Here is a 21,244-nt window from a genome sequence, read left to right on the forward strand (position 1 = left end):
AAGCAGGCCATGACCTGGGGTTGTGCAAGTTGTACGAGGGGCATACCGACGCCTTGGCGATCATGGCGGAACTGGGTGCCCCGCCCCCCGAACAATTCAGCACCTGGGGCATGTGGGCGGCAGAGCCGCCGCAGGCACGGGTGAATATCAGCGGCACTGGCGATTCACTTCGTCTGAATGGCCGAAAAGCGTGGTGTTCCGGTGCTACGGCCTTGAGCCATGCATTGATCACCACATGGGATGAAGAACATCGCCAGCAACTGGTGGCGGTGCAACTCGACCAGCCCGGCGTGCATATGACCAGTGATGGCTGGCGCGCAGTTGGGATGGGCGCCACCGGCAGCGTCGAAGTTGTGTTCGAGCACGCTACCGGGCAAGCGATCGGAGTGCCGGGCGGCTACCTGGAACGGCCTGGCTTCTGGCAAGGCGGCATCGGCATCGCGGCGTGTTGGTATGGTGCTTCCCGGGCTATCGCCCAACGCTTGCTGGCACAGGTCGGCAAACGCGAAGAGCCACACGCTCTTGCGCACCTGGGTGCTGTAGATGTCGCGTTGCACGCAGCAATCGATGTACTGCGTGCCGCCGCTGCGCATCTGGATCAGGCCCCGGCTGAAAATGTCGAGGTGCTTGCCAGACGGTGCCGTGCCTACGTCGAGCAAGCTGCGGAGCTGGTCATTCAGCATGTGGGCCGCGCGGTAGGTGCCGGTCCTTACTGCAAGGACCCGCACTTCGCTCGACTGATCACCGACCTGCCGGTTTTTCTGCGTCAGAGTCATGCCGAGCAAGACCTTGCTGCGCTGGGTCAATTGACGGGTAAACGGCTGCCAGCTGTACGCACGTGGTCACTATGAGAGCGTATCTATCATGAGCGAAGGCTTTGTAGTCAGCGACGACGAGTCTGGCCAGGGCACGCCTCTGGCTGCCTGGAACGCCTCCGGCAAGCTGCGCAGCGTGCCGGCGATTACCGCAGACCTGCTGGTGCCGAACAATTGCAGGGCAGTCATCATCGCCCCGCACCCGGACGATGAAGTGCTGGCATGCGGCGGCTTGATGAGCCAGTTAGCACAACTGGAACGCAATCTGCTGTTGATCTCGGTCACTGACGGCACCGCAAGCCATCCGGGCTCCACGCTCTGGCCTGTCGAGCGACTGTCTGCAACCCGGCCCCGGGAAAGCGCCGAAGCCTTGAATCGTCTCGATATTCCCCTCGAGCGTCTTGAGTGGCTGCGCTGCGGCTTGCAGGATGGGACTGTGGCCGAATCCGAAGATCAGCTGACAGAGTTTCTTGAACGTCATCTGGGCCCTGCCGACGTGGTGTTCGCCACTTGGGCAGAAGATGGTCATGGCGACCACGAAGCCGTTGGCCGCGCCAGTGCAAGAGCCTGTGCGTCTACCGGAGCGCAGCTTTGCGAAGTACCGGTCTGGGCCTGGCACTGGGCTGCCCCTGAAGATGAGCATCTGCCATGGGACCGCGCACGCAAGTTGCTGCTGGACCCGGCGACCCTTGCTCGTAAACGTAATGCCGCTCAGGCGTTCGTCAGCCAATTGCAGGGTGACCCGGCCATCGGTCTTGCGCCCGTTCTGCCAGCCGTTGTTCTGGAAAGACTGCTGCAACCGTTTGAACTGGTGTTTGTATGAGCGTCGAAGACGGCTATTTCGATGAGCTGTTTCGCAACAACGATGACCCGTGGGCGTTCAAGCAACGCTGGTATGAGCGGCGCAAGCGTGCGCTGACACTGGCCGCGCTGCCCCGTGAACACTATCGCTCGGTATTCGAGCCTGGCTGTGCCAATGGCGAACTCAGTGCCGACCTTGCCGGGCGCTGTGACGCACTGGTGTGCTGCGACACGTCAAACCTGGCGGTGGATCTGGCACGCAAGCGTCTGGCAGGCCTGCCCCATGTGCGCGTGTTGCAGGCCCGTTTGCCACAGCAATGGCCGCAGGGACAATTTGATCTGATCGTCTTCAGCGAATTGGGTTACTACCTCGACGTCGATGACCTGCACCGCCTGATCGACTGCGTTCTATCCTCGCTTTCACCTGACGGCCAGTTGCTCGCCTGTCACTGGCGCCCTGATATCGAGGGCTGCCCGCTGAACGCGCAGGCTGTACACGATATCCTTGCCGAACGCTTGGCCATGCACCGCCTTTTCAGTCATCACGAACAGGATTTCCTGCTGGACCTGTGGAGTCGTGATGGAACCTCCGTAGCAGAACAGGAATTCTCCGATGATCGGCATTCTGATCCCGGTGCACAATGAAGAGCAGCTACTCGATTTGTGCCTCGAAACGATAAAGCAGGCGGCTGAACACCCGGATCTCAAGGGTGAGCGAGTAGAGGTGCTGGTGGTTCTAGACAGTTGCACCGACAGCTCGGCAGACATCGCGCGAGCGCACGGGGTGATGGTCCTTGAGGTCTCTGCCCGCAACGTCGGACAGGCACGCGCCGAAGGAGCAGCTTTTCTCCTCGACCGAGGTGCGCGCTGGCTGGCCTGCACCGATGGCGACAGCACCGTGGCGAATGACTGGCTTGCCGAGCAACTGGCACTGGATGCCGATGCGGTATGCGGGACCGTCATGCCCGGCGATTGGAACAAGGATATCTCTGCGGCTGCGCAGGCGGCTTACCTCAAGCATTACCAGCACCGGGACGGCCATCGGCACATTCATGGTGCCAACCTGGGTGTCAGCTCAATTGCCTATATCAGTGCAGGCGGGTTTCCGGCACTGGCCTGCCACGAAGACGTGCATCTGGTTCGCCAGCTGGAGCTGATCGGCGCGCGGATCGCCTGGAGCTGCCGCCCGCGGGTCACGACCAGTACCCGCCTGGACTCAAAAGCCAGAGGCGGGTTTGGCGACTTTCTGAGTTCGCTGAACGCCTGAAAAGCGCTTATTCGTGATGCGCTGTCTGCATACCTGAATGGTCAAAGTCGGCAGAATTGAGCGCCGTGCTGAAGAAGCGCACAGCTTCTGCGCTCAGGTTGTGGTGAATGTCTTCGCGGTCCACTCCGTCAGGGTCGTTGCACAGTAACGGTGCGCTCGAACGCTGTTCGTCACTGCACGGTGCCATAAAGACAAAGTGCCCTGCCCCCGCCAACAACTTATAATCCGGTGCCTGTGGCAGTTTGCGCGCCAGCGCTTCGGCGTTGCGGTCGATGGCCAGCAACTGGTCGTCATCCCCGGCATACATCAGCACCGGTACATGCACATCGCCCAGCGTGTGACGCCCGAACATCAGGCTCAATGGGGCCATCAACATCAGCGCACCGACCCTGGGGTCAGCCTGGGCATGCAGGTCATCGCGGTCAGCGACCAGCTCCCCTTGAGTCTTGCAGGCGTCACGGTCTGTGGGGCGTTCGAGGCAATACTGGCGCAGGCGCTGTAGATCAGGCTGCGCGCCCGCAAGAATAAGCGCAGTTTCGCCACCCGCCGAATAGCCGATCACGCCCACCTGACGAGCATTGAGATAAGGGGCAAGCATAGGGTCGAGCAAGGCCGTGCTGATCGCTTCAGAGATCTGCAGCGGGCGACCATACAGGTTACTCAGGCTGCCCAACCGACTGTGATCACGATCATTGTCGCCAGGATGAACCACAGCAACCACCACAAACCCCTGGCGCGCCAATGATGTGGCCAGGTCATGCAACGCCAGCGGTGTACCGGTATTGCCATGAGACAGCAGCAGCAACGGGAACCGGCCCATTGCAATCGGCGCATTTTCGCCGGCCTCGACGCGATACCCGTGCAGGGTGCTCCACTGCTCACTGGCGGTCGACGGGTAAAAAGCGATGGCTTGCACCGGCTGTGAATCCAGCGGGTCGGGGAAACTCAGCTCGTGATAGCCCGCGCTCCAGGCGTCATCGGCCTGAGCGTGAACCGCAATCAGGCTGTCGAGCAAGCAAACCAGCATCACTGCACAAAGACGTACCATCGAAAGGCCCAACCTTTGCAAATCCGGAGGCTCGCCCGGATAGTCCATTCAGCGCTTGTGTCGAGCATCGTGCTCCAGCGCGCCGCTCTCACCCAGATGAGAGTGTGTAAAACAGAAATAGTGCACAAGCCGGGCCATAAACCGCCCGCTCTTTTCAGCAATCGTGAAAAACACCACAAAACCGCAAACACAGTGCCGCGAAGATGCAGTTTAGTCCTTGAATAGCCCGCTTACCTGTAAGGAAGCTGTCAAGGTTGAGTACGCTCAAAACTGCGTGCATTTATGCGGCGCACAAAAAAACTCCACTACCCGGCGCACGTTGCTCGCGCGAGTTGTGGAGTTTTGTTCAGACCATCACCGACTCAGGCGGCGAACAGCTCGCTCTCGATATGTTGCTGCGCGGCTGTCATGGCGTTGGCACGCGGCTCTTCACCATAGGCCAGGCCGTGCGCACGAACAAATTGCAGGTCGGTGATACCGATGAAGGCGAACAGCGCCTTGAGCAGTTCTTCGTGGCCAGCGCCGGTTGGCTGCCCGACGTGCAGGCCACCGGAAGTGGAAACGATAATAACCTTCTTGCCGCCACACAGGCCTTCAGGGCCGGCTTCGGAATAACGGAACGTGCGGCCGGCAACCATGATCCGGTCAAACCAGGCTTTCAACTGGGACGGGATAGTGAAGTTGTACATCGGCGCACCGATCACCAGCACGTCGGCGGCAAGAAACTGCTGCAAGGTGGCTTCATTAGTGTCGACTTCCTGTTGCTGGGACGCATCTCGGGCTTCTACAGGGGTACCCGCTGCGGCAAGACTGGCAGCAGAGAAATGCCCGAGGGCTTCGCTGGCGAGGTCGCGGTAGGTTACCTGGCTGTCGGCATGCGAGCGCTGATAGACCTGAACGACCTCATGGGTCAACTGACGCGAAGCGGAATGATCGCCGAGGATGCTGGAATCGAGGTGCAATAAATTCATAATGTAGCTCCTTAAAGAAAATCGCCACTTAGCGATGAAGTGGCGAGCATCCTATCCTTGATCGCAATAGATGATTAGTGGTCTTGAATGCGACTGTTCGTTCTATGAAGAGAACAATAAAGCGAGTCGGGACTAAGGCTTAGCTCTTTGAACGAGGTTTCGAACACATCCAGCAGCCCTCTGACCGCGGGAAGCAGCCCACGGCGTGAAGCAAACACGGCGTGCACGATGCCGCACTTTGGCCGATGCTGACTGAACAGTTCCACCAGACGTCCGTCCTGCAAGGCTTCCCGGACAATCAGTTCCGGCAGTTGCGCCACCCCAACCCCTTGCAGGGCGGCCTGCAGCATCATGTCCAGATCCGAGCTGATCAGCCTCGGCGTGTGGCGAATTTCAGCATAGTGGCCGGAAGTAGTTTCCAGCAGCCAGCGATGCTCATGGCTTGAAGACGGCGTGTCGAGGCTGGGCAGTGTTGATAGCGCCTCGAGTGTCGATGTTGCGGACAGCCTGGCAGCCAGATCCGGGCGTGCGACCAGACGTTGAGCACTGTGCCCGAGCAACTTGACCACCAGCCCGTCGTCTTCCAGTGGCGGAAAGCGCACACGCAACGCGATATCGATGTTCTCCGTCAGCGGGTCGACGCGGCGGTTGGTGCTTTCGACCTGCACCTGAACCTTCGGGTGATCGGCCGCGAACCGGGCAATGGTCTCGTTGAAGCCCATCGCCGCCAGTGCTGGAGGACAGCTGATCGCCACCCTGCCCTGCGGCTCGGACTTGGAACGCAGAATAGCCTCTTCAGCAGCCTCGGCTTCGACCAGCATTGCCACGCAGTGAGCGTAGTAATCGCGCCCGCTCTCGGTCACGGCGAAAGTGCGCGTCGAGCGGTGAATCAGCCTTACACCCAGGCGCTCTTCCAGCCCGGCAATACGACGGCTGAGCTTGGACTTGGGAATTCCCAGTTTACGGCTTGCGGGCGCAAAGCCGAGGCATTCGACCACCTGAACGAAATAAAACAGATCATTGAGATCAAACACCCGGCCACCTCGCTTTCAGAGCCGCGAGTATGCAGCGCCATGGCAAGCCTCTCAATACCGGGTTTCAGATCCCGCCAGCTCACTCGGCCGTCAGGAATGCCAGCACCGGCACCGTAAATGATTCCCCGGCCTCGACACTGGACAGATGAGCCGCGTGCAATTCGATCATCTGCGAACCTTTAATGCGCTCGACCATGAAGCGCCCGTCCGCCGGGGTGGTTACCGCATCTTCAGTGCCGCAGACGACCAATACCGGCAACTGAATGGAGGCAATCTGCTCACGGAAATCTGCATCACGCACGGCAGCGCAGTTAGCTGCGTATCCCTGTGGCGATGTGCGGGCCAGCATACCGACAACCGTGTCGACCACAGCAGGCTCGGCGTGCGCAAATGAAGGCGTGAACCAGCGCGCAACAGAAGCATCACGCAATGCAAACATGGCTGACTGCCCGTCACGCAGAACGGTTTCGATGCGGGGGTTCCAAATATCAGGGTTGCCGATTCTGGCTGCCGTATTGCACAGCACGACCTTGCGCAGGCGCTGCGGCGCATTGATGGCGAGCCACTGACCGATCAGGCCGCCCATGGACAAGCCACAGAAAAAAGCCGTGTCTATGTGCAGCGCATCCAGCAACGCCAATACGTCGCGACCATTCTGCTCGATGCTGTAACTGCCCTCGCTGACCAGCGATTTGCCATGCCCGCGCGTGTCGTAGCGCAACACCTGAAAATGACGAATGAACGCAGGAATCTGGTTGTCCCACATATGCAGATCAGTGCCCAGCGAGTTGGACAACACCAGCACCGGCGCACCGGCCGGGCCTTCGAGCAGGTAGTTCAGTTCACCATCGGCGAGTTGCACGGCAGACATTCAAGACTCCGGAGAAGGACAAACCTGCACACTAATGAGTGTCGCAGCAGCATACAATCCGCTGATCGAATATCCGTGCGGCTATCGAACAGCTTACCGCTCGACGCCCCATTGAAGGAGCATTCCATGAACAAGACCCGTCACAAAGAAGACATCGCCCGGTTCTGCCTGGACTTGCCAGGCGCCCGAGAGGATTACAAATGGGGCGGTGTGCGCGTATTTTCCGTTGCCGAAAAAAAGATGTTCGCGGTCATGGACCTGGTCGGCCAGGACCTTTCATTCAAGGTCCATCCGGAACTGTTTCTGGGTTACGTGGATCGGCCCGGCATACGGCCTGCGCCTTACCTGGCCCGCGCGCACTGGATCAGCGTGGCAGACCTGCACACACTGAGCGACGATGAAGTGCGTGATCTGCTGACCCGCTCCCACCAGCTTGTAGTCGGCAGGCTACCGAAACGACAGCAGATCGGCTTGAAACTATAAAGGCAACAGCTGTAAAAGCCGCTTGCCCAGAAACAGCCAGTCAAGCCACAGCACCTGATGCGCCAGCACGATCAGCCAGAACACGATCTGGAAAGATACCTTGCGGGTCTTGTGCCGAAACACCTGTTGCGCCAGCAATGCTCCGGGCCAGCCACCGAGCAGTTCGGTGGCATGCAGGACATTCTCCGGCGTGCGCTGACCGCCGTTTCCGGCCTGTCGCTTGTCATGCCTATAGAGCACAAACGCCAGCAGGCTCATGACTATCAAAGCCAGCGCCGGGATCAACGTGACCTGCCTGAACCCCAGCGACGCCGAGCCGTAGACCGGTAGCACACACAGCAGCAGGAACGCCGACACCTTCAGGCGCAATTGCCGGACCGGTGCCCTGCCCCGACCAGCTGGCCGCTGCGGCTCGCGAGCCCGCGTCATGCCTTGGCCGATGCCCAGTCGATCCAGCCAAACTGCCAGGTCGCCAGAATCAGCAGGCCGAAGGCGATGCGATACCAGGCGAACACCGCATAGCTATGAGTTGCGATGAACTTGAGCAGCGCGCGAACTGCGATCATCGCGAAGATGAACGAGGTAATGAAACCGATGGCAAACACCGCGAAGTCGTCCGGGCGAAACATGTCCCGGTATTTGTAGCCCGAATACACGGCTGCACCGACCATGGTCGGCATGGCCAGAAAGAACGAAAATTCGGTCGCTGCCTTGCGTGACAAGCCGAACAGCAGGCCGCCAATGATGGTCGAGCCCGAGCGCGAGGTGCCGGGGATCATCGCCAGGCACTGCACCAGCCCGACTTTCAGCGCATCGCTCCAGGTCATGTCATCGACGGTTTCGGTGCGCACAGTGTGCTCGCGGCGCTCGGCCCAGAGCATGATCACACCCCCCAAGACCAGCGCCGTTGCCACGGTAATGGCATTGAACAGGTAATGGTGGATCATGTCGGCAAAGATCACCCCCAACACCACGGCCGGCATGAAGGCGATCAGCAGGTTGAGGGTGAAACGCTGCGCTTGCTGTTGCTTCGGCAAGCCTGTGACAACGTCGAGAATCTTGCGCCGAAACTCCCAGACCACCGCCAGAATCGCACCCAGCTGGATGATGATATTGAAGGCCATGGCGCGCTCGCCGCCAAAATCGATCAGGTCGGCGACGATGATCTGATGCCCTGTACTGGAGATCGGCAAGAACTCCGTCAACCCTTCTACAACACCCAATATCAACGCCTGAGCAGCGGTCCAAAGATCCATCATTCCCCCATGAAGCGATGCCGCAGGCTCGCTGTTTAATGTTGTCGTATAAAAAATGCTTGCCACTATGCCGTCGCCTGCCTGAACGAAGCTTGAAGAAAGTCGCGCAAATGCAAGGCGCGGAATGCTAGCAGACCTCCGCGCACAAAGCCTGCTGACGTGCAGCCTGACGCAACACAAGCTCCACGCCGCGCGCAGAAGCGCATACAATCGCCGCCCCTGCCCCTCACAACCCTAACCAAGGAGCCGCCATGTCCGGGCTTGAACTCTTCGCTGCCGCCATTGGCGTTATCGCGGTCTGGCTGACAGTGAAGCAGAATCCCTGGTGCTGGCCAATCGGGCTGGTGATGGTGGTGATCTACATCTGGATATTCTTCGACGTGAAGCTGTATTCGGACATGCTGCTGCAGGTCATCTATGCAGGCTTGCAGATCTACGGCTGGCTGCAGTGGACTCGCCATGGCGACGGCCTGCCGGTCAAGGCTGTCACTGTGCTGCCGAGCCTTTCAGCGCTTAAGGGGCTGGCTGTCGGCGCAGTCATCAGCCTCGCGCTGAGCGCTGGCATGGCGCATTTCACCGACGCCGCACAGCCATGGCTTGACGCAGCACTCACGGGCTTCAGCCTGGTGGCACAAGTGTGGATGGCACACAAACGCGTTCAGTGCTGGCCGCTATGGATTGTGCTGGATGTAATTTTTGTCGGCCTGTTCATCTACAAAGAGCTGTACCTGACCGCTGCACTCTATGCGCTGTTCACCCTGCTGGCCGTGCAGGGCTGGCGCGAGTGGCGTAACGATCTGGCGCTGGCGCGATGAAAGTCCTGGTCCTGACCGGGCCTGAGTCCAGCGGCAAGAGCTGGCTGTCGGCCGAAATACAGAATCGGTTCGGCGGCTTGCTGGTCGGCGAATATGTACGTCATTTCATCGATCAACAGGGGCGCGATACCCACTACGTCGATATTCCGGCCATTGCTCGGGGCCAGCTGGACTGGGAGGATACTGCCCGCGCCAGCGAGCCGCACTTGCTGATACTCGACACACACTTGCTGAGCAATGTGCTCTGGAGCCGCACCCTGTTCGGCGACTGCCCGGAGTGGATCGAACAGCAACTGCTGAACCGCTCCTACGACCTGCACCTGCTGCTGTCGCCCGAAGGCGTGGACTGGATCAGCGACGGGCAACGCTGCCAGCCGCAGTTGCGCGAACGCCAGGCCTTCTTCGACAGCAGCCGCGAATGGCTGGACCGCCATCGGCAGGCCTATAAAGTGCTGGGCGGTGACTGGCCGCAGCGCCGCGAACAGGCGATGGCGGCTGTCTCCCAGTTGCTGGGAGCTCAGCGAATTTGATGCTTGTGTAACAGCCGATAGAAGGTCGGTCGCGATATGCCCAGAACTCTGGCCGCCACACTCAGATTGTCACTGTGGCGGGTCAATACGTCGCACAATGCCTGACGTTCGGCACGCGATTTATATTCCTCCAGCGTGCCCATGCTGCCAGCACTGTCCTCTTCGCCCAGCAAGCCCAGGTTTGCCGCTTCTATCTGTCGGCCTTCGGCCAGCAGCAGCCCGCGCCGTACCCGACCGGCCAGCTCCCGCACATTACCCGGCCAGTCGTGCTTGCCCAGCGCCACCAGCGCATCCTGGCTGAAACTGCGTGCTCGCCTGCCGCTGTCCTGACTGTAAAAATGGGCGAAATGATTGGCCAGCAACGCCAGATCGCCATGACGCTCACGCAACGGCGCCACCCCGACCTGCAGCACATTGAGCTGGTAATACAGATCTTCACGAAAGCGCTTTTTCCGCACAGCCGTTTCAAGATCCTCACGGGTCGCGGCCAGCACCCGCACATCCACTGCAATTGACTCACCGCCGCCCAGGCGCTCGATTTGCCGGTCTTCCAGAAAGCGCAACAGCGACGTCTGGGTTTCCAGCGGCAGATCACCGACCTCGTCAAGCAGCAGCGTGCCGCCGTCAGCAGCTTCAAGCAGCCCGATCCTGTGCGCTTGAGCACCATCAAACGCATCATCCTCATGACCGAACAGCTCGGCCTGGATCGAATGCCCGGTGAATGCACCGCAATCCACGACAACAAACGGCTTACTGCGTCGCTGAGACTGCACATGCAGGCTGCGTGCGATCAGCTCTTTGCCCGTACCTCGCTCGCCCCGAATCAATACCGGTGAATCGATAGGTGCCAGCCGGCTCAACAACTTGCGCAGCTCACGAATGGGCCGACTGTCGCCCAGCAGCTCGGGCTCGGCCTCGGAAAGCGCCAGCCCGCCTTGCGCTTCGGGGCGGCCAGCCGCGAACGCTTTGTCCAGCGTGCCATGCAACCGCGCTGCATCGAAAGGAAGGGCGTGAAAATCGAAAAACCACTGGCAAACGAAATCGCCTATTTTTTCGCGTTGCAGATCGTTGGCTGACAGCACTGCAACCCAGCACATGTTGCTATGGGCGACAAGCTCTTGAAGCCTGGGCAATTGTTCGAAATGACCGGACGTCAGGCGAATCAGGCCCACGTCATGATCGGGATTGAAGGTAGAACCTGAGGTGCTTTCCTGCACCGTCCATCCGGCATCACTCAAAGCAGGGATCAGAGGATGACAGTCGTCACCGCCGTCGATGATTAGCAGACGTCGCGTTGGGGCCGATCCATGCATGAAGTTTCCTTGGAGCCCGACGTGGAGTGGGATTTTTAAAAGCTTTTCATAAACAGCATGTTGGCGAGCCCAACTATCACCCTAGCAACTTTTTGACGCAGCGTTGTACCGTTTGGGTCTAACGCTCATAACCCTCTGTCACTAACGCCGTAGCTGCTGAAGGATGTTTATTTGCAAGGTCACGCGGGCGACCCTTGAAAAAAATTCGCATATTTTTCGTTGAAGGGTGTGACTCATGCCCCCTTGTCGTTCATCAACACAAGTAACCAGCCGGACGGTCAGCCCGCCGCCGTGACTGAATTGATATGGGCACTTGAGGAAAAAACCATGAACGCCCCACTGCGCTTCAACGATGCACTTCTGATCGCTGGACACGCTTTTGAACCCTTCCAGTGTGTTGCCTGGGCACCACAGGATGGTAACGGCGAACTGAGCCTGACGGTGATCGACCGCACCAGCAACCGTATCGGTCGCAAGCAGATCCCGAGCAGCACCTATTCAGACAAGCGGCAACTGGCCAGCGCTCTGGAACAGGCGCGTGCAGAAATCAGCAACGAAGGCTACGAACTTGAGCCTTGGACCATGCCAGCCTGACGCAGGTTTGAGCGTTGCCCGTGCACTGCAACTGACTGTCGTGCCAATGCTTCAGCGCATTGGCACGCAGTTTCAGAACTGCCAGACCTGATAGCTCAAACCGGTTTCAGCTCATCGATGTGCTGATAATCAGCCCCCAGGCTGGACGCCAGTTCCCGCGCCCTGCCCAAGCGGATCGGGCCTTTCTCGATATCGATCAACACACTCGCGCAATTGAATGCAGGCAGGACGGGTAGTTGCTTGATCCTGCCATCGGTCAGCACCAGAACCCGCTGCTGCTCGGCCGGATAGCGTTTTTGCCGCTTTGCCAGCCATTCACCGGCCTGCTGGAGCGCTGCAGACAGTGGCGTGCCGCCGCCCGCACCCAGTGCATCCAGCCATGGACTCAATGCCGAGGACGCTTTCAGGCCCTGATGTTGCCAGCGTGGCGTGTCACCGGTGGCGGTCAGCAAGGCAAGACGCGCGCGGCGTCGATACGCATCGTCGAACAATTGCGACAACAGCCCCTTGGCCTGGCTCAACGCCTGATGACGTCGTGTAGAAGCTGAAGCATCGACAATCACCAGCAATAACTCACTGGGACGGCTGCTGCGCGGCTGGCGAATCAGGTCCTTGCGGCTTTTCGGCCGACCGCGCAACAGTGTGGACAACCATTGCACCGGGCCATCAGCACCGGCACGCATGGCCCCTTGTCTGCCAGTGGCCAGTCGACCAGGACGGGGAACGGCATCCGCCCCCTGCGCGATACGAGGGCGGATGCCTAAGGCTTTTTTGGCCAGCTCGGCACTTCGCGGCGTGCGCCGGTAGTGACGGCCTGGGCGGGCAGCTCGCCCCAGTTGCCCTGCCCGCTTTCAGGGTCGGCCTGCCTGCTGGACGATCCGGGCGGCGGCGCTTCCGGGTTTTGTGGTGGCGGGGCTGACTCGCGCCGCCGATGACGCAAGGCAAACTCGGCGACCGCTTCGATGTCCTGTTCTTCAATTCGACCGGCACCACGCCATGCAGCATGGGCGCGCGCGGCGCGCAGCCAGACCAGATCGGCGCGCATACCGTCGACACCTGCAGCAAAGCATCGCTCGGTGATCATTGCCAATGAATGGTCATCCAGCTCGATACCTGCCAGCAGCTGACGCGCCTGCTCACAACGAAGCTTCAACGCGTCCTGCTGCACTTGCCATTGCTGGCAAAACATTACCGGATCGCTGTCGAAATCCAGACGGCGACGGATGATCTGACTGCGCTCGGCAGGCTGGGTCTGGCCACTCAATGCGACGTTCAAGCCAAAGCGATCCAGCAACTGCGGGCGCAATTCGCCTTCTTCCGGGTTCATGGTGCCGATCAGTACGAAGCGCGCTGCATGGCGATGGGAAATACCATCCCGCTCGACCATATTGACGCCGCTGGCAGCAACGTCCAGCAACAGGTCGACCAGATGGTCGGCGAGCAGATTGACCTCATCGACATACAGCACACCGCCGTCGGCCTTGGCGAGTACACCCGGGGAAAATTGTGCACGACCCTCGGCCAGCGCGGCGTCCAGATCCAGCGTGCCGACCAGACGCTCTTCAGTAGCACCCAGCGGCAAGGTGACGAACTGACCACTGGCCAGCACATCGGCCAACCCCCGCGCCAGCGTCGACTTGGCCATGCCCCGAGGCCCTTCGATCAATACGCCGCCGATGCGCGGGTCAATGGCGGTCAGGCACAACGCCAGCTTCAGGTCATCGGCACCGACCACAGCGGCCAGCGGAAAATGTGGAGTTTCGGTGATGTTCGGGTCAGGCAAGGTCATCAGTTCTCTTCTATGTCCAGGAGCAGGTCTTCCAGCGCCTGCTGATACTCGCCCGGCTCCTGCCAGAGGCCCCGCTGCTGGGCTTCGAGCATGCGCTCGGTCATGTCGCGCAAGGCATCGGGATTGTGCTTGGCGAGGAAATCGCGCGTGGCCGGGTCAAGCAGATAGGCGTCGGCCAGCAGCGCGTACTGGTGATCATCGATCAGCTCGGTCGTCGCATCGAAGGCGAACAGGAAATCCACCGTGGCGGCCATCTCGAACGCGCCTTTGTAGCCATGACGTCTGGCCCCGTCGATCCATTTCGGATTCGCTGCGCGCGAGCGTATCACCCGGTTCAGCTCTTCCTTCAGGGTGCGGATTTTCGGCAGGTCCGGCTGGCTGTGATCGCCATGGTAACTGGCGGTCTTCTGCCCGCTGAGGGTTTCCGAAGCCGCGAGCATGCCGCCTTGAAACTGGTAATAATCGTTTGAATCAAGCAGGTCGTGTTCGCGATTGTCCTGATTCTGCAGCACGGCCTGTACCTGAGACAGACGCTGGGCAAAGCGCTTACGCGCAGGCGTACCTTCATCGGCAGCGCCATAGGCGTAGCCGCCCCAGTTCAGGTAAACCTCGGCAAGGTCCTCACGGCTCTGCCACAGACGGCCGTCGATCGCGCCCTGCACGCCAGCGCCATAGGCACCGGGCTTGGCACCGAAGATCCGCCAGCCCGCCTGACGTGCCGCTTCGTCTTCGCTCAACCCTTCTGCGATAAAACCTTGGCGTTCTTCTCGCACCCTGGCCGCCAGCGGGTTCAGGTCGTCCGGCTCGTCCAGCGCGGCAACTGCCTGCACCGCAGCGTCGAACAGCTTGATAAGGTTGGCGAAGGCATCACGGAAAAAGCCCGACACCCGCAATGTCACGTCCACTCGCGGGCGGTCCAGCAGGCTGACCGGCAGAATCTCGAAATCATCGACCCGCTGGCTGCCCGTCGCCCAGACCGGGCGTACGCCCATCAGCGCCATCGCCTGAGCGATATCGTCACCACCGGTGCGCATGGTCGCCGTGCCCCAGACCGACAGCCCCAACTGACGCAGGTGGTCGCCATGGTCCTGAAGATGCCTTTCCAGCAACAGGCTGGCGGACTGGAAACCGATACGCCACGCCGTGGTGGTCGGTAGTTTGCGGACATCCACGGTAAAAAAATTACGACCGGTGGGCAGCACATCCAGACGCCCCCGACGAGGCGCGCCGCTGGGGCCTGCCGGGACGAAGCGGCCGCTCAATGCATCGAGCATGCCCTGCATTTCGCCGGGGCCGCAGGCGTCCAGACGCGGCGCGACCACTTCACGCAGGCTGTCGAGAATCAGTGCCAGATCATCGTCAACCGGCAGGTCGTGCAGCGCTTCGCCCTGTGTCACGCGTTCGATGAGCGCAGCGGCGTAAAGCTCAAGCCGTTCACGCGCATCACCGGCAGTGCGCCACGGGTCACTGCTGACCGCCAGCAACGCAACGGGACGCGCGCCGGTCCAGGGCTCGGCCAGTTCGCAATCCAGCGGGTCAAAATCCAGACCGAACGCTTTGCTCAACGCCCGTAACAGACTCGACTGCGCGCCGCGCCCGTCGCCGCGCGGGATGCGCAGCAGGGCCAGCAAGGTGTCGGTGCGCAGGCGGCCTTGCGGCGACTGACCGAAGATGTGCAGGCCATCGCGAATCTGCGACTCTTTCAGGTCACACAGGTAAGTGTCCAGACGCGGCAGCCACAGCGCCGCATCGGCATCGCTGTCGAGGTTCTCGCCCAGAGCCAGCTCGCGATCTATATGGGTTTCACGGACCAGTTCGAGAATATCCCGTTGCAGCTCGCGCGCGCGGCGCGGATCCAGCAGTTGCGCCTCATAGAACTCGTCGGCGAGCAGTTCCAGATTGCGCAGCGGGCCATAGGTTTCCGCACGGGTCAGGGGCGGCATCAAGTGATCGATGATCACCGCCTGAGTGCGCCGTTTGGCCTGTGCGCCCTCGCCCGGATCATTGACGATAAATGGATAGATGTTCGGCATCGCGCCCAGTACGGCGTCCGGCCAGCAGGTTCGGGACAGGCCGACGCCCTTGCCCGGCAGCCACTCAAGGTTGCCGTGTTTGCCGACATGCACCACGGCATGAGCGCCGTACGCCTTGCGCAGCCAGAAGTAAAACGCCAGATAACCGTGGGGCGGAACCAGATCCGGGTCGTGGTACACCGAGCTGGGGTCGACCTGATAGCCACGCGCAGGCTGAATGCCAACGAAGGTCAGGCCAAAGCGCAGCCCGGCAATCATCATTCTGCCACTGCGAAACATCGGATCGCTGTCCGGCGCGCCCCAGCGGGCATTCACAGCATCACGGTTTTCCTGCGGCAGCTCGTTGAGCGCCGCCAGGTATTCCTCCAGTGCTATGCTTTGCTGGCAGGGCCGCAGGTCAATGCTGTCCAGATCATTGGTCACGCCACCCAGCAATTGCTGGATAAGCTCGGTGCCGCTGTCCGGCAACTGTGCCAGCGGATAACCCTCGGCCTGCATGGCGCGCAGGATGTTCAGCGCCGCAGCAGGCGTGTCGAGCCCCACACCATTGCCGATGCGCCCGTCGCGGGTCGGATAGTTGGCCAGGATCAACGCCACACGCTTGTCGCCGTTGGGCAGCCGCGCCAGTTCGATCCAGCGCCGCGCCAGTTGCGCGACAAAATCCATCCTGTCCGGCTGGGCGCGGTAACACACCACGTCCGACTGGCTGCGCTCGCTGCGCCAGGCCAGGTCCTTGAAACTGATCGGCCGACTGATGATCCGCCCGTCCAGCTCCGGCAAGGCAATGTGCATCGCCAGATCGCGCGCACCAAGGCCCTGTTCGCTGGCCTGCCAGGCAGGTTCGTTGTCCTGCGCGCAGATCGCCTGAATGACCGGCACGTTGCGCCGAAACGGGCGCAGATGCGGCGCTTCCGGACTCGACTGGGCAAAGCCTGTGGTGTTGAGGATCAGCTCGGTTTCAGCCTCGTCCAGCCAGTCCTCCACCTGAGTGAAACAGCCGGGCTCCTTGAGGCTGGCCACGGCTATGGGGAGCGGGTTGATGCCGTGCGCCTGCAAGCGCGCACAGAACTCGTCGATAAAACCGGTATTGGCGGCCTGCAAGTGCGAGCGGTAGAACAGCAGCGCCACGACGGGCTGTCCTGCAACCCAGTCGGCTTGCCAATCGGTGAGCTGCGCACTTGCCAGTCGAGGGTGGTAAATGGCTGTGCGTGGCAACAGTTGGGGCTCAGTCCAGGAATAGTCCCGGTCCAGCCAGCGACTGGCCATGCAACTATACATTTCCAGCGCATTCTGCAAGCCGCCCTGACGCAGAAACTGCCATAGCCGGTCGCGTTCTGCGGCAGGCACTGTGCTCAGGTCGCTCAGTTCAGGATCGGGACGATCATCACCTGGCACCAGAATGACCTGAACCCCGCGTGCCGCCAGCTCCATCAGCCGCTCGACGCCGTAACGCCAGTAACCGATGCCACCGTGCAGGGAAATCAGAATGACCTTTGCGTGGCGCAGCACCTCATCGACGTACAAGTCGACAGAGGCGTGATTCTGTACCTGCATGGGGTTGGCCAGACGCAGGCTCGGGTAGTCGTCAGGAAGCTGGCGTGCAGCTTCGGCCAGCAGCGCCAGGCTGGAGTCTCCGCTACAGAGAATCACCAGCTCGGCCGGGGTCTGGCCCAGATCGGCAATGCTGTCGTCGGGTACGAAACCGCCGGGCTGGGTTCTCAGTAAATGCATGGGGTCAGCCGACAACTGCAGCGTTGAGCTGCGCTTGCAGGGCCACGGCATCCAGCTCCTGACCAATCAGCACCAGATGCGTGGCACGCTCTTCGTCGGCGCGCCAGGCGCGGTCGAAGTGCTTGTCGAAACGCGTACCCACACCCTGGATCAGCAGGCGCATCGGCTTGCCGGGAATGGCCGCGAAGCCCTTCACGCGCAGAATGCCGTGCTGCACGACCAGTTGATTCAGTGCGTCGAGCAACAACTTCTCATCGGCCTGAGGCAATTTCAGGGAAATCGAATCGAAAGCATCGTGATCGTGGTCATCATGATCGTCATTGTCGTGATGATCATGGTGGGTCTTGCGACCATCGATGTGCAGCTCGGACTCGGCGCCAACACCCAGCAGTACGCTGATCGGCAGACGACCGCTGCTGGCTTCAATCACCTTGACGGCTGGCGGCAATTCTTCGGCAACTTCGGCACGCACCGCTGCCAGACCTTCGGCGTCGATCATGTCGGCCTTGTTGAGGATCACCAGATCGGCGCTGGCCAGTTGATCAGCGAACAGCTCGTGCAGAGGCGACTCATGGTCCAGATTCGGGTCGAGTTTGCGCTGCGCATCGACCTGATCGGGGAACGCAGCAAACGTACCGGCCAATACCGCAGGGCTGTCGACGACAGTGATCACCGCATCGACCGTGCAGGCGTTGCGAATTTCCGGCCACTGAAAAGCCTGAACCAGCGGCTTGGGCAATGCCAGCCCCGAGGTTTCGATCAGGATGTGGTCCAGATCGCCACGGCGAGCGACCAGCTCGCGCATGACCGGGAAGAACTCTTCCTGCACCGTGCAGCACAGGCAGCCGTTGGCCAGCTCATATACCCGGCCGTTGGCCTCTTCTTCGGTGCAACCGATGGTGCACTGCTTAAGGATTTCTCCGTCGATGCCCAGTTCACCGAATTCATTGACGATGACCGCGATGCGCCGCCCTTCGGCGTTATCGAGCATGTGCCGCAGCAGGGTGGTTTTGCCCGAGCCGAGGAAGCCGGTGACGATGGTGACGGGAAGCTTGGCCAGTGTTTTCATCAGGTGCCCTTTGGCAATGCGGCGGGCAAACAGGACGAGAACCGCATGCCTGGCACACGGATCGGATCGCCACCGGATCACCCCGCCCGGTTGTAGTGAGAATTCGCAGGCCTTTTGGTCAGCCCGGTTCGAGGCAGGTCTCCTGGCTCACGGCGGCATGTGGCAGGCAATCAAGACCGTGCCGACACGCATTCATCGCGCCTTCCCGCCGTAGCAGTGGCTGTGCAATGAACCTCACCGTTTACAGTTGCGGGGGCAGCTGCGGCGTGTACCGCATTCCCGTCTTAGCTCCATGTGTAACGCTTTACGCATGGAGAACCTCGAACCGGCAAGGCTACGCAGTGACCGCAGACAGGTCAATCGTTCAGATTGACGATTCCCCGCCGCCCATGCTCTCCTGTACGCTTTGTTTCGGGTGCCCCTCACGGGGTGAAACGGGAAACCGGTGCGCTCACGCTGTCGAGCAAGTCCGGTGCTGCCCCCGCAACGGTAAGCGAGAGAAGGTCTTATCCACTGTGCCACGGCATGGGAAGGTGACCTTGCAGGCCTTGAACGCGCGACGTTTGAGCCCTTCGCGAGCCCGGAGACCGGCCCGACATCGTTGAATGACAAACCCGCGGTGGGCGGGCGCAGTTGAAACCTTCGGCGTCTGCCGGCAGGTTCCCTTGCGCGTGGCCCGCTTGCCAATCACCAAGAGGGATCGCCATGTCGACCATCAGCAGCAGCCACGCCTCCACTACCAGCTCCACACGCACTCAACGCCTGACAGCCGCCATCAGCGCTGCGCTGCTGGGTGCATGTCTGGTGTACTTCGCCGGTTTCTCGCACATCGCGGCCGTACACAACGCCGCACACGATACACGTCACAGCGCTGCCTTTCCTTGCCATTAAGGACTCCACAATGTTCAAGCGAATCGCACAAACTGCCGGGTTCACGGGCCTGCTTGCGGCCCTGCTGCTGACCGTGCTGCAAAGCTTCTGGGTGGTGCCACTGATCCAGCAGGCCGAAACCTACGAGAACGCAACTGCCGAACAGGTCCATGGGCATGCCGACGGCGCGACTGCCGAGCACAGTCATACGCATGACGAAGCTGCCTGGGAACCTGAAAACGGCTGGCAGCGCGTGCTGTCCACCACGGGCGGCAACCTGGTGGTCGCAGTAGGCTTCGCCCTGATGCTTGCCGGGCTTTACACCCTGCATGCGCCGGGCCGCACGGTGCAAGGCGTATGGTGGGGGCTGGCCGGTTTCGCGGTTTTTGTGCTGGCACCCACGCTTGGCCTGCCACCTGAATTGCCCGGCACAGCTGCCGCCGAACTGAGTCAGCGTCAGGCCTGGTGGATAGGCACGGCCGCATCGACTGCCGCCGGGCTGGCCTTGCTGGTATTTGGTCAGAACTGGCTGCTCAAAGCTCTGGGCGTGGCGATTCTGGTCGTTCCTCATGTGATCGGCGCACCACAACCACTGGTCCCTCAGGGCCTGGCACCGGAGGCTCTGGAATCGCAATTCATGATCGCCTCGCTATTGACCAACGCGTTGTTCTGGGTCGCGATGGGGCTGATCAGTGCCTGGCTGTTCCGCAGAAACGATGCCGACCTGCATCAGGCCTGATTCACCGACCGTTCAGCCCGGCGCGTCACTGGTGGCCGGGCTGGGTTGTCGGCGCGGTTGCTCCGCAGCGACGTTGCGCGAGCTGATCGAGAACAGCCTTCGCGTGATCGACCTGGAGATTGCCAGCGTCACTGCGCTGGCATGTATCGACCTGAAAGACCAGGAACCGGGCCTGCTTGAACTGGCCGCGCAACTGGCAGTGCCGCTGGTGTTCTTCAACGCAGCGCAATTGGTTGCGTGGGAGCTGCACCTCACCCATCGTTCTGCGCAGGTCTTCCAGACCACGGGCTGTCACGGTGTCGCCGAAGGTTCGGCACTGGCGCTGGCCGCGCAACTGGGAGACGGCACCGCCACCCTGCTGATCGAACGGCAAAAAAGCGCCAACGCCACATTTGCCTTGGCAATCAGCCCTGCACACAGCGGATAATCTCCCCGCGCTCATCCACTCCGGAGAATTCATTGACTGTCTATTTCATCGGTGCCGGCCCTGGCGATCCCGAGCTGATCACCGTCAAGGGGCAACGCCTGATTCGCACATGCCCAGTCATTATCTATGCAGGCTCACTGGTGCCGCTCGCCGTGCTGGAAGGCCATCAGGCCGTGCAGGTGACCAACAGCGCCGAGCTGCATCTGGAGCAGATCATTGAGCTGATAAAGACCGCGCATGCGCAGGGCCAGGACGTTGCTCGTGTGCATTCCGGCGACCCGAGCCTGTATGGCGCCATCGGCGAGCAGATCCGCCATCTGCGGGAACTGGGTATTCCATTCGAAATCATTCCCGGCGTCACCGCGACCGCTGCCTGCGCTGCGCTGCTGGGCGTCGAGCTGACCCTGCCGGATGTGTCGCAAAGCGTGATTCTGACTCGCTATGCCGACAAGACCTCAATGCCCAGCGGCGAGGAGCTGGCCAGTCTGGCCAGCCACCGGGCAACCATGGCGATTCATCTGGGGGTGAACAACCTGCAGCGGATTGTCGACGAGCTCGTTCCACATTACGGAACCGATTGCCCGATTGCCGTGGTGCACCGTGCCAGTTGGCCAGATCAGGACTGGGCAGTTGGCACACTGTCGGACATTCACGACAAAGTGCAGGCCAAAGGCTTTCGTCGCACTGCATTGATCCTGGTCGGACGTGTGCTTGCCGACGACACGTTCAGCGAGTCCTCGCTGTACCGCGCCGGGCATGCACACCTGTTCAGACCGAGCTGATATTGG

Annotated in this window: 23 protein-coding genes and 2 riboswitches; of the genes, 12 read left to right on the forward strand and 11 right to left on the reverse strand. The window is 60.9% G+C overall.

The features are described 5' to 3' along the window. The 4 genes from ALO64_RS16140 to ALO64_RS16155 form a co-directional block, all read left to right on the forward strand. Nucleotides 1-851, forward strand: an 851-nt coding sequence (locus tag ALO64_RS16140; RefSeq protein WP_235805005.1) for an acyl-CoA dehydrogenase family protein, incomplete at its 5' end; no start/stop codon positions are given. A gap of 13 nt (nucleotides 852-864) precedes the next feature. Further along, nucleotides 865-1,638 carry a PIG-L deacetylase family protein gene (locus tag ALO64_RS16145; protein WP_044343911.1) on the forward strand — a complete coding sequence of 258 codons (774 nt, stop codon included), beginning with the start codon at nucleotides 865-867 and terminating at the stop codon, nucleotides 1,636-1,638. After that, a complete protein-coding gene (locus tag ALO64_RS16150; RefSeq protein ID WP_005731795.1) occupies nucleotides 1,635-2,261 on the forward strand; it encodes an SAM-dependent methyltransferase in 627 nt (208 codons plus the stop codon). The genes ALO64_RS16145 and ALO64_RS16150 overlap by 4 nt, the downstream gene beginning before the upstream one ends. Continuing rightward, a complete protein-coding gene (locus tag ALO64_RS16155) occupies nucleotides 2,230-2,883 on the forward strand; it encodes a glycosyltransferase (RefSeq protein ID WP_002553273.1) in 654 nt (217 codons plus the stop codon). Before ALO64_RS16150 ends, ALO64_RS16155 begins: the two co-directional genes overlap by 32 nt. Nucleotides 2,884-2,890: 7 nt before the next feature. Here the strand turns inward: ALO64_RS16155 and ALO64_RS16160 are convergent, their stop codons facing one another. The 4 genes from ALO64_RS16160 to pcaD form a co-directional block, all read right to left on the reverse strand. Further along, the gene (locus tag ALO64_RS16160; RefSeq protein ID WP_044343921.1) at nucleotides 2,891-3,931 is read right to left on the reverse strand and encodes an alpha/beta hydrolase family protein; all 1,041 of its coding nucleotides are present in this window, start codon (nucleotides 3,929-3,931) and stop codon (nucleotides 2,891-2,893) included. A 362-nt stretch (nucleotides 3,932-4,293) separates the two neighbouring features. Next, nucleotides 4,294-4,902, reverse strand: a complete 609-nt coding sequence (locus tag ALO64_RS16165; protein ID WP_044343910.1) for an FMN-dependent NADH-azoreductase — start codon at nucleotides 4,900-4,902, stop codon at nucleotides 4,294-4,296. 74 nt (nucleotides 4,903-4,976) lie between these two features. Continuing rightward, a complete protein-coding gene (locus tag ALO64_RS16170) occupies nucleotides 4,977-5,936 on the reverse strand; it encodes a LysR substrate-binding domain-containing protein (protein ID WP_019741966.1) in 960 nt (319 codons plus the stop codon). 79 nt (nucleotides 5,937-6,015) lie between these two features. After that, nucleotides 6,016-6,807 carry a 3-oxoadipate enol-lactonase gene (gene pcaD / locus ALO64_RS16175; protein WP_044343909.1) on the reverse strand — a complete coding sequence of 264 codons (792 nt, stop codon included), beginning with the start codon at nucleotides 6,805-6,807 and terminating at the stop codon, nucleotides 6,016-6,018. 126 nt (nucleotides 6,808-6,933) lie between these two features. On the opposite strand from pcaD, the gene ALO64_RS16180 reads away from it, so the two are divergent. Continuing rightward, nucleotides 6,934-7,290: an MmcQ/YjbR family DNA-binding protein gene (locus ALO64_RS16180; protein ID WP_002553268.1), complete on the forward strand. Its 357-nt coding sequence runs from the start codon at nucleotides 6,934-6,936 to the stop codon at nucleotides 7,288-7,290. Here the strand turns inward: ALO64_RS16180 and ALO64_RS16185 are convergent. Both ALO64_RS16185 and ALO64_RS16190 read right to left on the reverse strand, forming a co-directional pair. Then, nucleotides 7,285-7,719, reverse strand: coding sequence for a DUF1294 domain-containing protein (locus tag ALO64_RS16185; RefSeq protein ID WP_002553267.1), 435 nt, complete (start codon nucleotides 7,717-7,719; stop codon nucleotides 7,285-7,287). The two genes, ALO64_RS16180 and ALO64_RS16185, sit on opposite strands and share 6 nt — an antisense overlap. Next, nucleotides 7,716-8,546, reverse strand: coding sequence for an undecaprenyl-diphosphate phosphatase (locus tag ALO64_RS16190; RefSeq protein WP_002553266.1), 831 nt, complete (start codon nucleotides 8,544-8,546; stop codon nucleotides 7,716-7,718). The genes ALO64_RS16185 and ALO64_RS16190 overlap by 4 nt, the downstream gene beginning before the upstream one ends. A 251-nt stretch (nucleotides 8,547-8,797) precedes the next feature. Here ALO64_RS16190 and pnuC point away from each other — a divergent pair, with 251 nt between their 5' ends. Together pnuC and ALO64_RS16200 are read left to right on the forward strand one after the other, a co-directional pair. Continuing rightward, entirely contained in the window at nucleotides 8,798-9,361 is a 564-nt protein-coding gene (pnuC, locus tag ALO64_RS16195) for a nicotinamide riboside transporter PnuC (protein ID WP_044343908.1), read from the forward strand. Then, complete coding sequence (locus ALO64_RS16200) at nucleotides 9,358-9,891, forward strand: AAA family ATPase (protein ID WP_044343907.1); 534 nt, start codon at nucleotides 9,358-9,360, stop codon at nucleotides 9,889-9,891. Before pnuC ends, ALO64_RS16200 begins: the two co-directional genes overlap by 4 nt. On the opposite strand, the gene ALO64_RS16205 is transcribed toward ALO64_RS16200, so the two are convergent. Then, nucleotides 9,879-11,204, reverse strand: coding sequence for a sigma-54-dependent transcriptional regulator (locus tag ALO64_RS16205; protein WP_044343906.1), 1,326 nt, complete (start codon nucleotides 11,202-11,204; stop codon nucleotides 9,879-9,881). The two genes, ALO64_RS16200 and ALO64_RS16205, sit on opposite strands and share 13 nt — an antisense overlap. 327 nt (nucleotides 11,205-11,531) lie before the next feature. Here ALO64_RS16205 and ALO64_RS16210 point away from each other — a divergent pair, with 327 nt between their 5' ends. Beyond that, entirely contained in the window at nucleotides 11,532-11,798 is a 267-nt protein-coding gene (locus tag ALO64_RS16210; protein WP_044343920.1) for a hypothetical protein, read from the forward strand. A gap of 95 nt (nucleotides 11,799-11,893) precedes the next feature. On the opposite strand, the gene ALO64_RS16215 is transcribed toward ALO64_RS16210, so the two are convergent. The 4 genes from ALO64_RS16215 to cobW all read right to left on the reverse strand — a co-directional run bounded on the left by ALO64_RS16215 (nucleotide 11,894) and on the right by cobW (nucleotide 18,420). Beyond that, on the reverse strand, nucleotides 11,894-12,481 hold the full coding sequence (locus ALO64_RS16215; protein WP_044343905.1) for a vWA domain-containing protein: 588 nt from the start codon (nucleotides 12,479-12,481) through the stop codon (nucleotides 11,894-11,896). A 77-nt stretch (nucleotides 12,482-12,558) separates the two neighbouring features. Continuing rightward, nucleotides 12,559-13,587, reverse strand: a complete 1,029-nt coding sequence (locus ALO64_RS16220; protein ID WP_082303390.1) for an ATP-binding protein — start codon at nucleotides 13,585-13,587, stop codon at nucleotides 12,559-12,561. Continuing rightward, the gene (gene cobN, locus ALO64_RS16225; protein ID WP_054991755.1) at nucleotides 13,587-17,351 is read right to left on the reverse strand and encodes a cobaltochelatase subunit CobN; all 3,765 of its coding nucleotides are present in this window, start codon (nucleotides 17,349-17,351) and stop codon (nucleotides 13,587-13,589) included. Before cobN ends, ALO64_RS16220 begins: the two co-directional genes overlap by 1 nt. 4 nt (nucleotides 17,352-17,355) lie before the next feature. Then, a complete protein-coding gene (gene cobW, locus ALO64_RS16230) occupies nucleotides 17,356-18,420 on the reverse strand; it encodes a cobalamin biosynthesis protein CobW (protein ID WP_044318978.1) in 1,065 nt (354 codons plus the stop codon). A gap of 115 nt (nucleotides 18,421-18,535) precedes the next feature. Continuing rightward, a riboswitch (cobalamin riboswitch) is annotated at nucleotides 18,536-18,758 on the reverse strand. 58 nt (nucleotides 18,759-18,816) lie between these two features. After that, a riboswitch (cobalamin riboswitch) is annotated at nucleotides 18,817-19,030 on the forward strand. 95 nt (nucleotides 19,031-19,125) lie between these two features. Between cobW and ALO64_RS16235 the strand changes: the two genes are divergently transcribed. The 4 genes from ALO64_RS16235 to cobM are packed head-to-tail and all read left to right on the forward strand — an operon-like array spanning nucleotide 19,126 to nucleotide 21,238. Beyond that, nucleotides 19,126-19,311 (forward strand): CbtB domain-containing protein, encoded by a 186-nt coding sequence (locus ALO64_RS16235; protein WP_044343904.1) that lies wholly within the window; start codon nucleotides 19,126-19,128, stop codon nucleotides 19,309-19,311. A 10-nt stretch (nucleotides 19,312-19,321) separates the two neighbouring features. Next, nucleotides 19,322-20,029: a CbtA family protein gene (locus ALO64_RS16240; protein ID WP_044343903.1), complete on the forward strand. Its 708-nt coding sequence runs from the start codon at nucleotides 19,322-19,324 to the stop codon at nucleotides 20,027-20,029. After that, nucleotides 20,007-20,456, forward strand: a complete 450-nt coding sequence (locus tag ALO64_RS16245) for a cobalamin biosynthesis protein (RefSeq protein ID WP_005731779.1) — start codon at nucleotides 20,007-20,009, stop codon at nucleotides 20,454-20,456. Before ALO64_RS16240 ends, ALO64_RS16245 begins: the two co-directional genes overlap by 23 nt. A gap of 32 nt (nucleotides 20,457-20,488) precedes the next feature. Further along, nucleotides 20,489-21,238: a precorrin-4 C(11)-methyltransferase gene (gene cobM / locus ALO64_RS16250; RefSeq protein ID WP_044343902.1), complete on the forward strand. Its 750-nt coding sequence runs from the start codon at nucleotides 20,489-20,491 to the stop codon at nucleotides 21,236-21,238. Nucleotides 21,239-21,244 lie beyond the last annotated feature (6 nt).

Source organism: Pseudomonas meliae (genome assembly GCF_001400515.1).
GTDB lineage: Bacteria > Pseudomonadota > Gammaproteobacteria > Pseudomonadales > Pseudomonadaceae > Aquipseudomonas > Aquipseudomonas amygdali.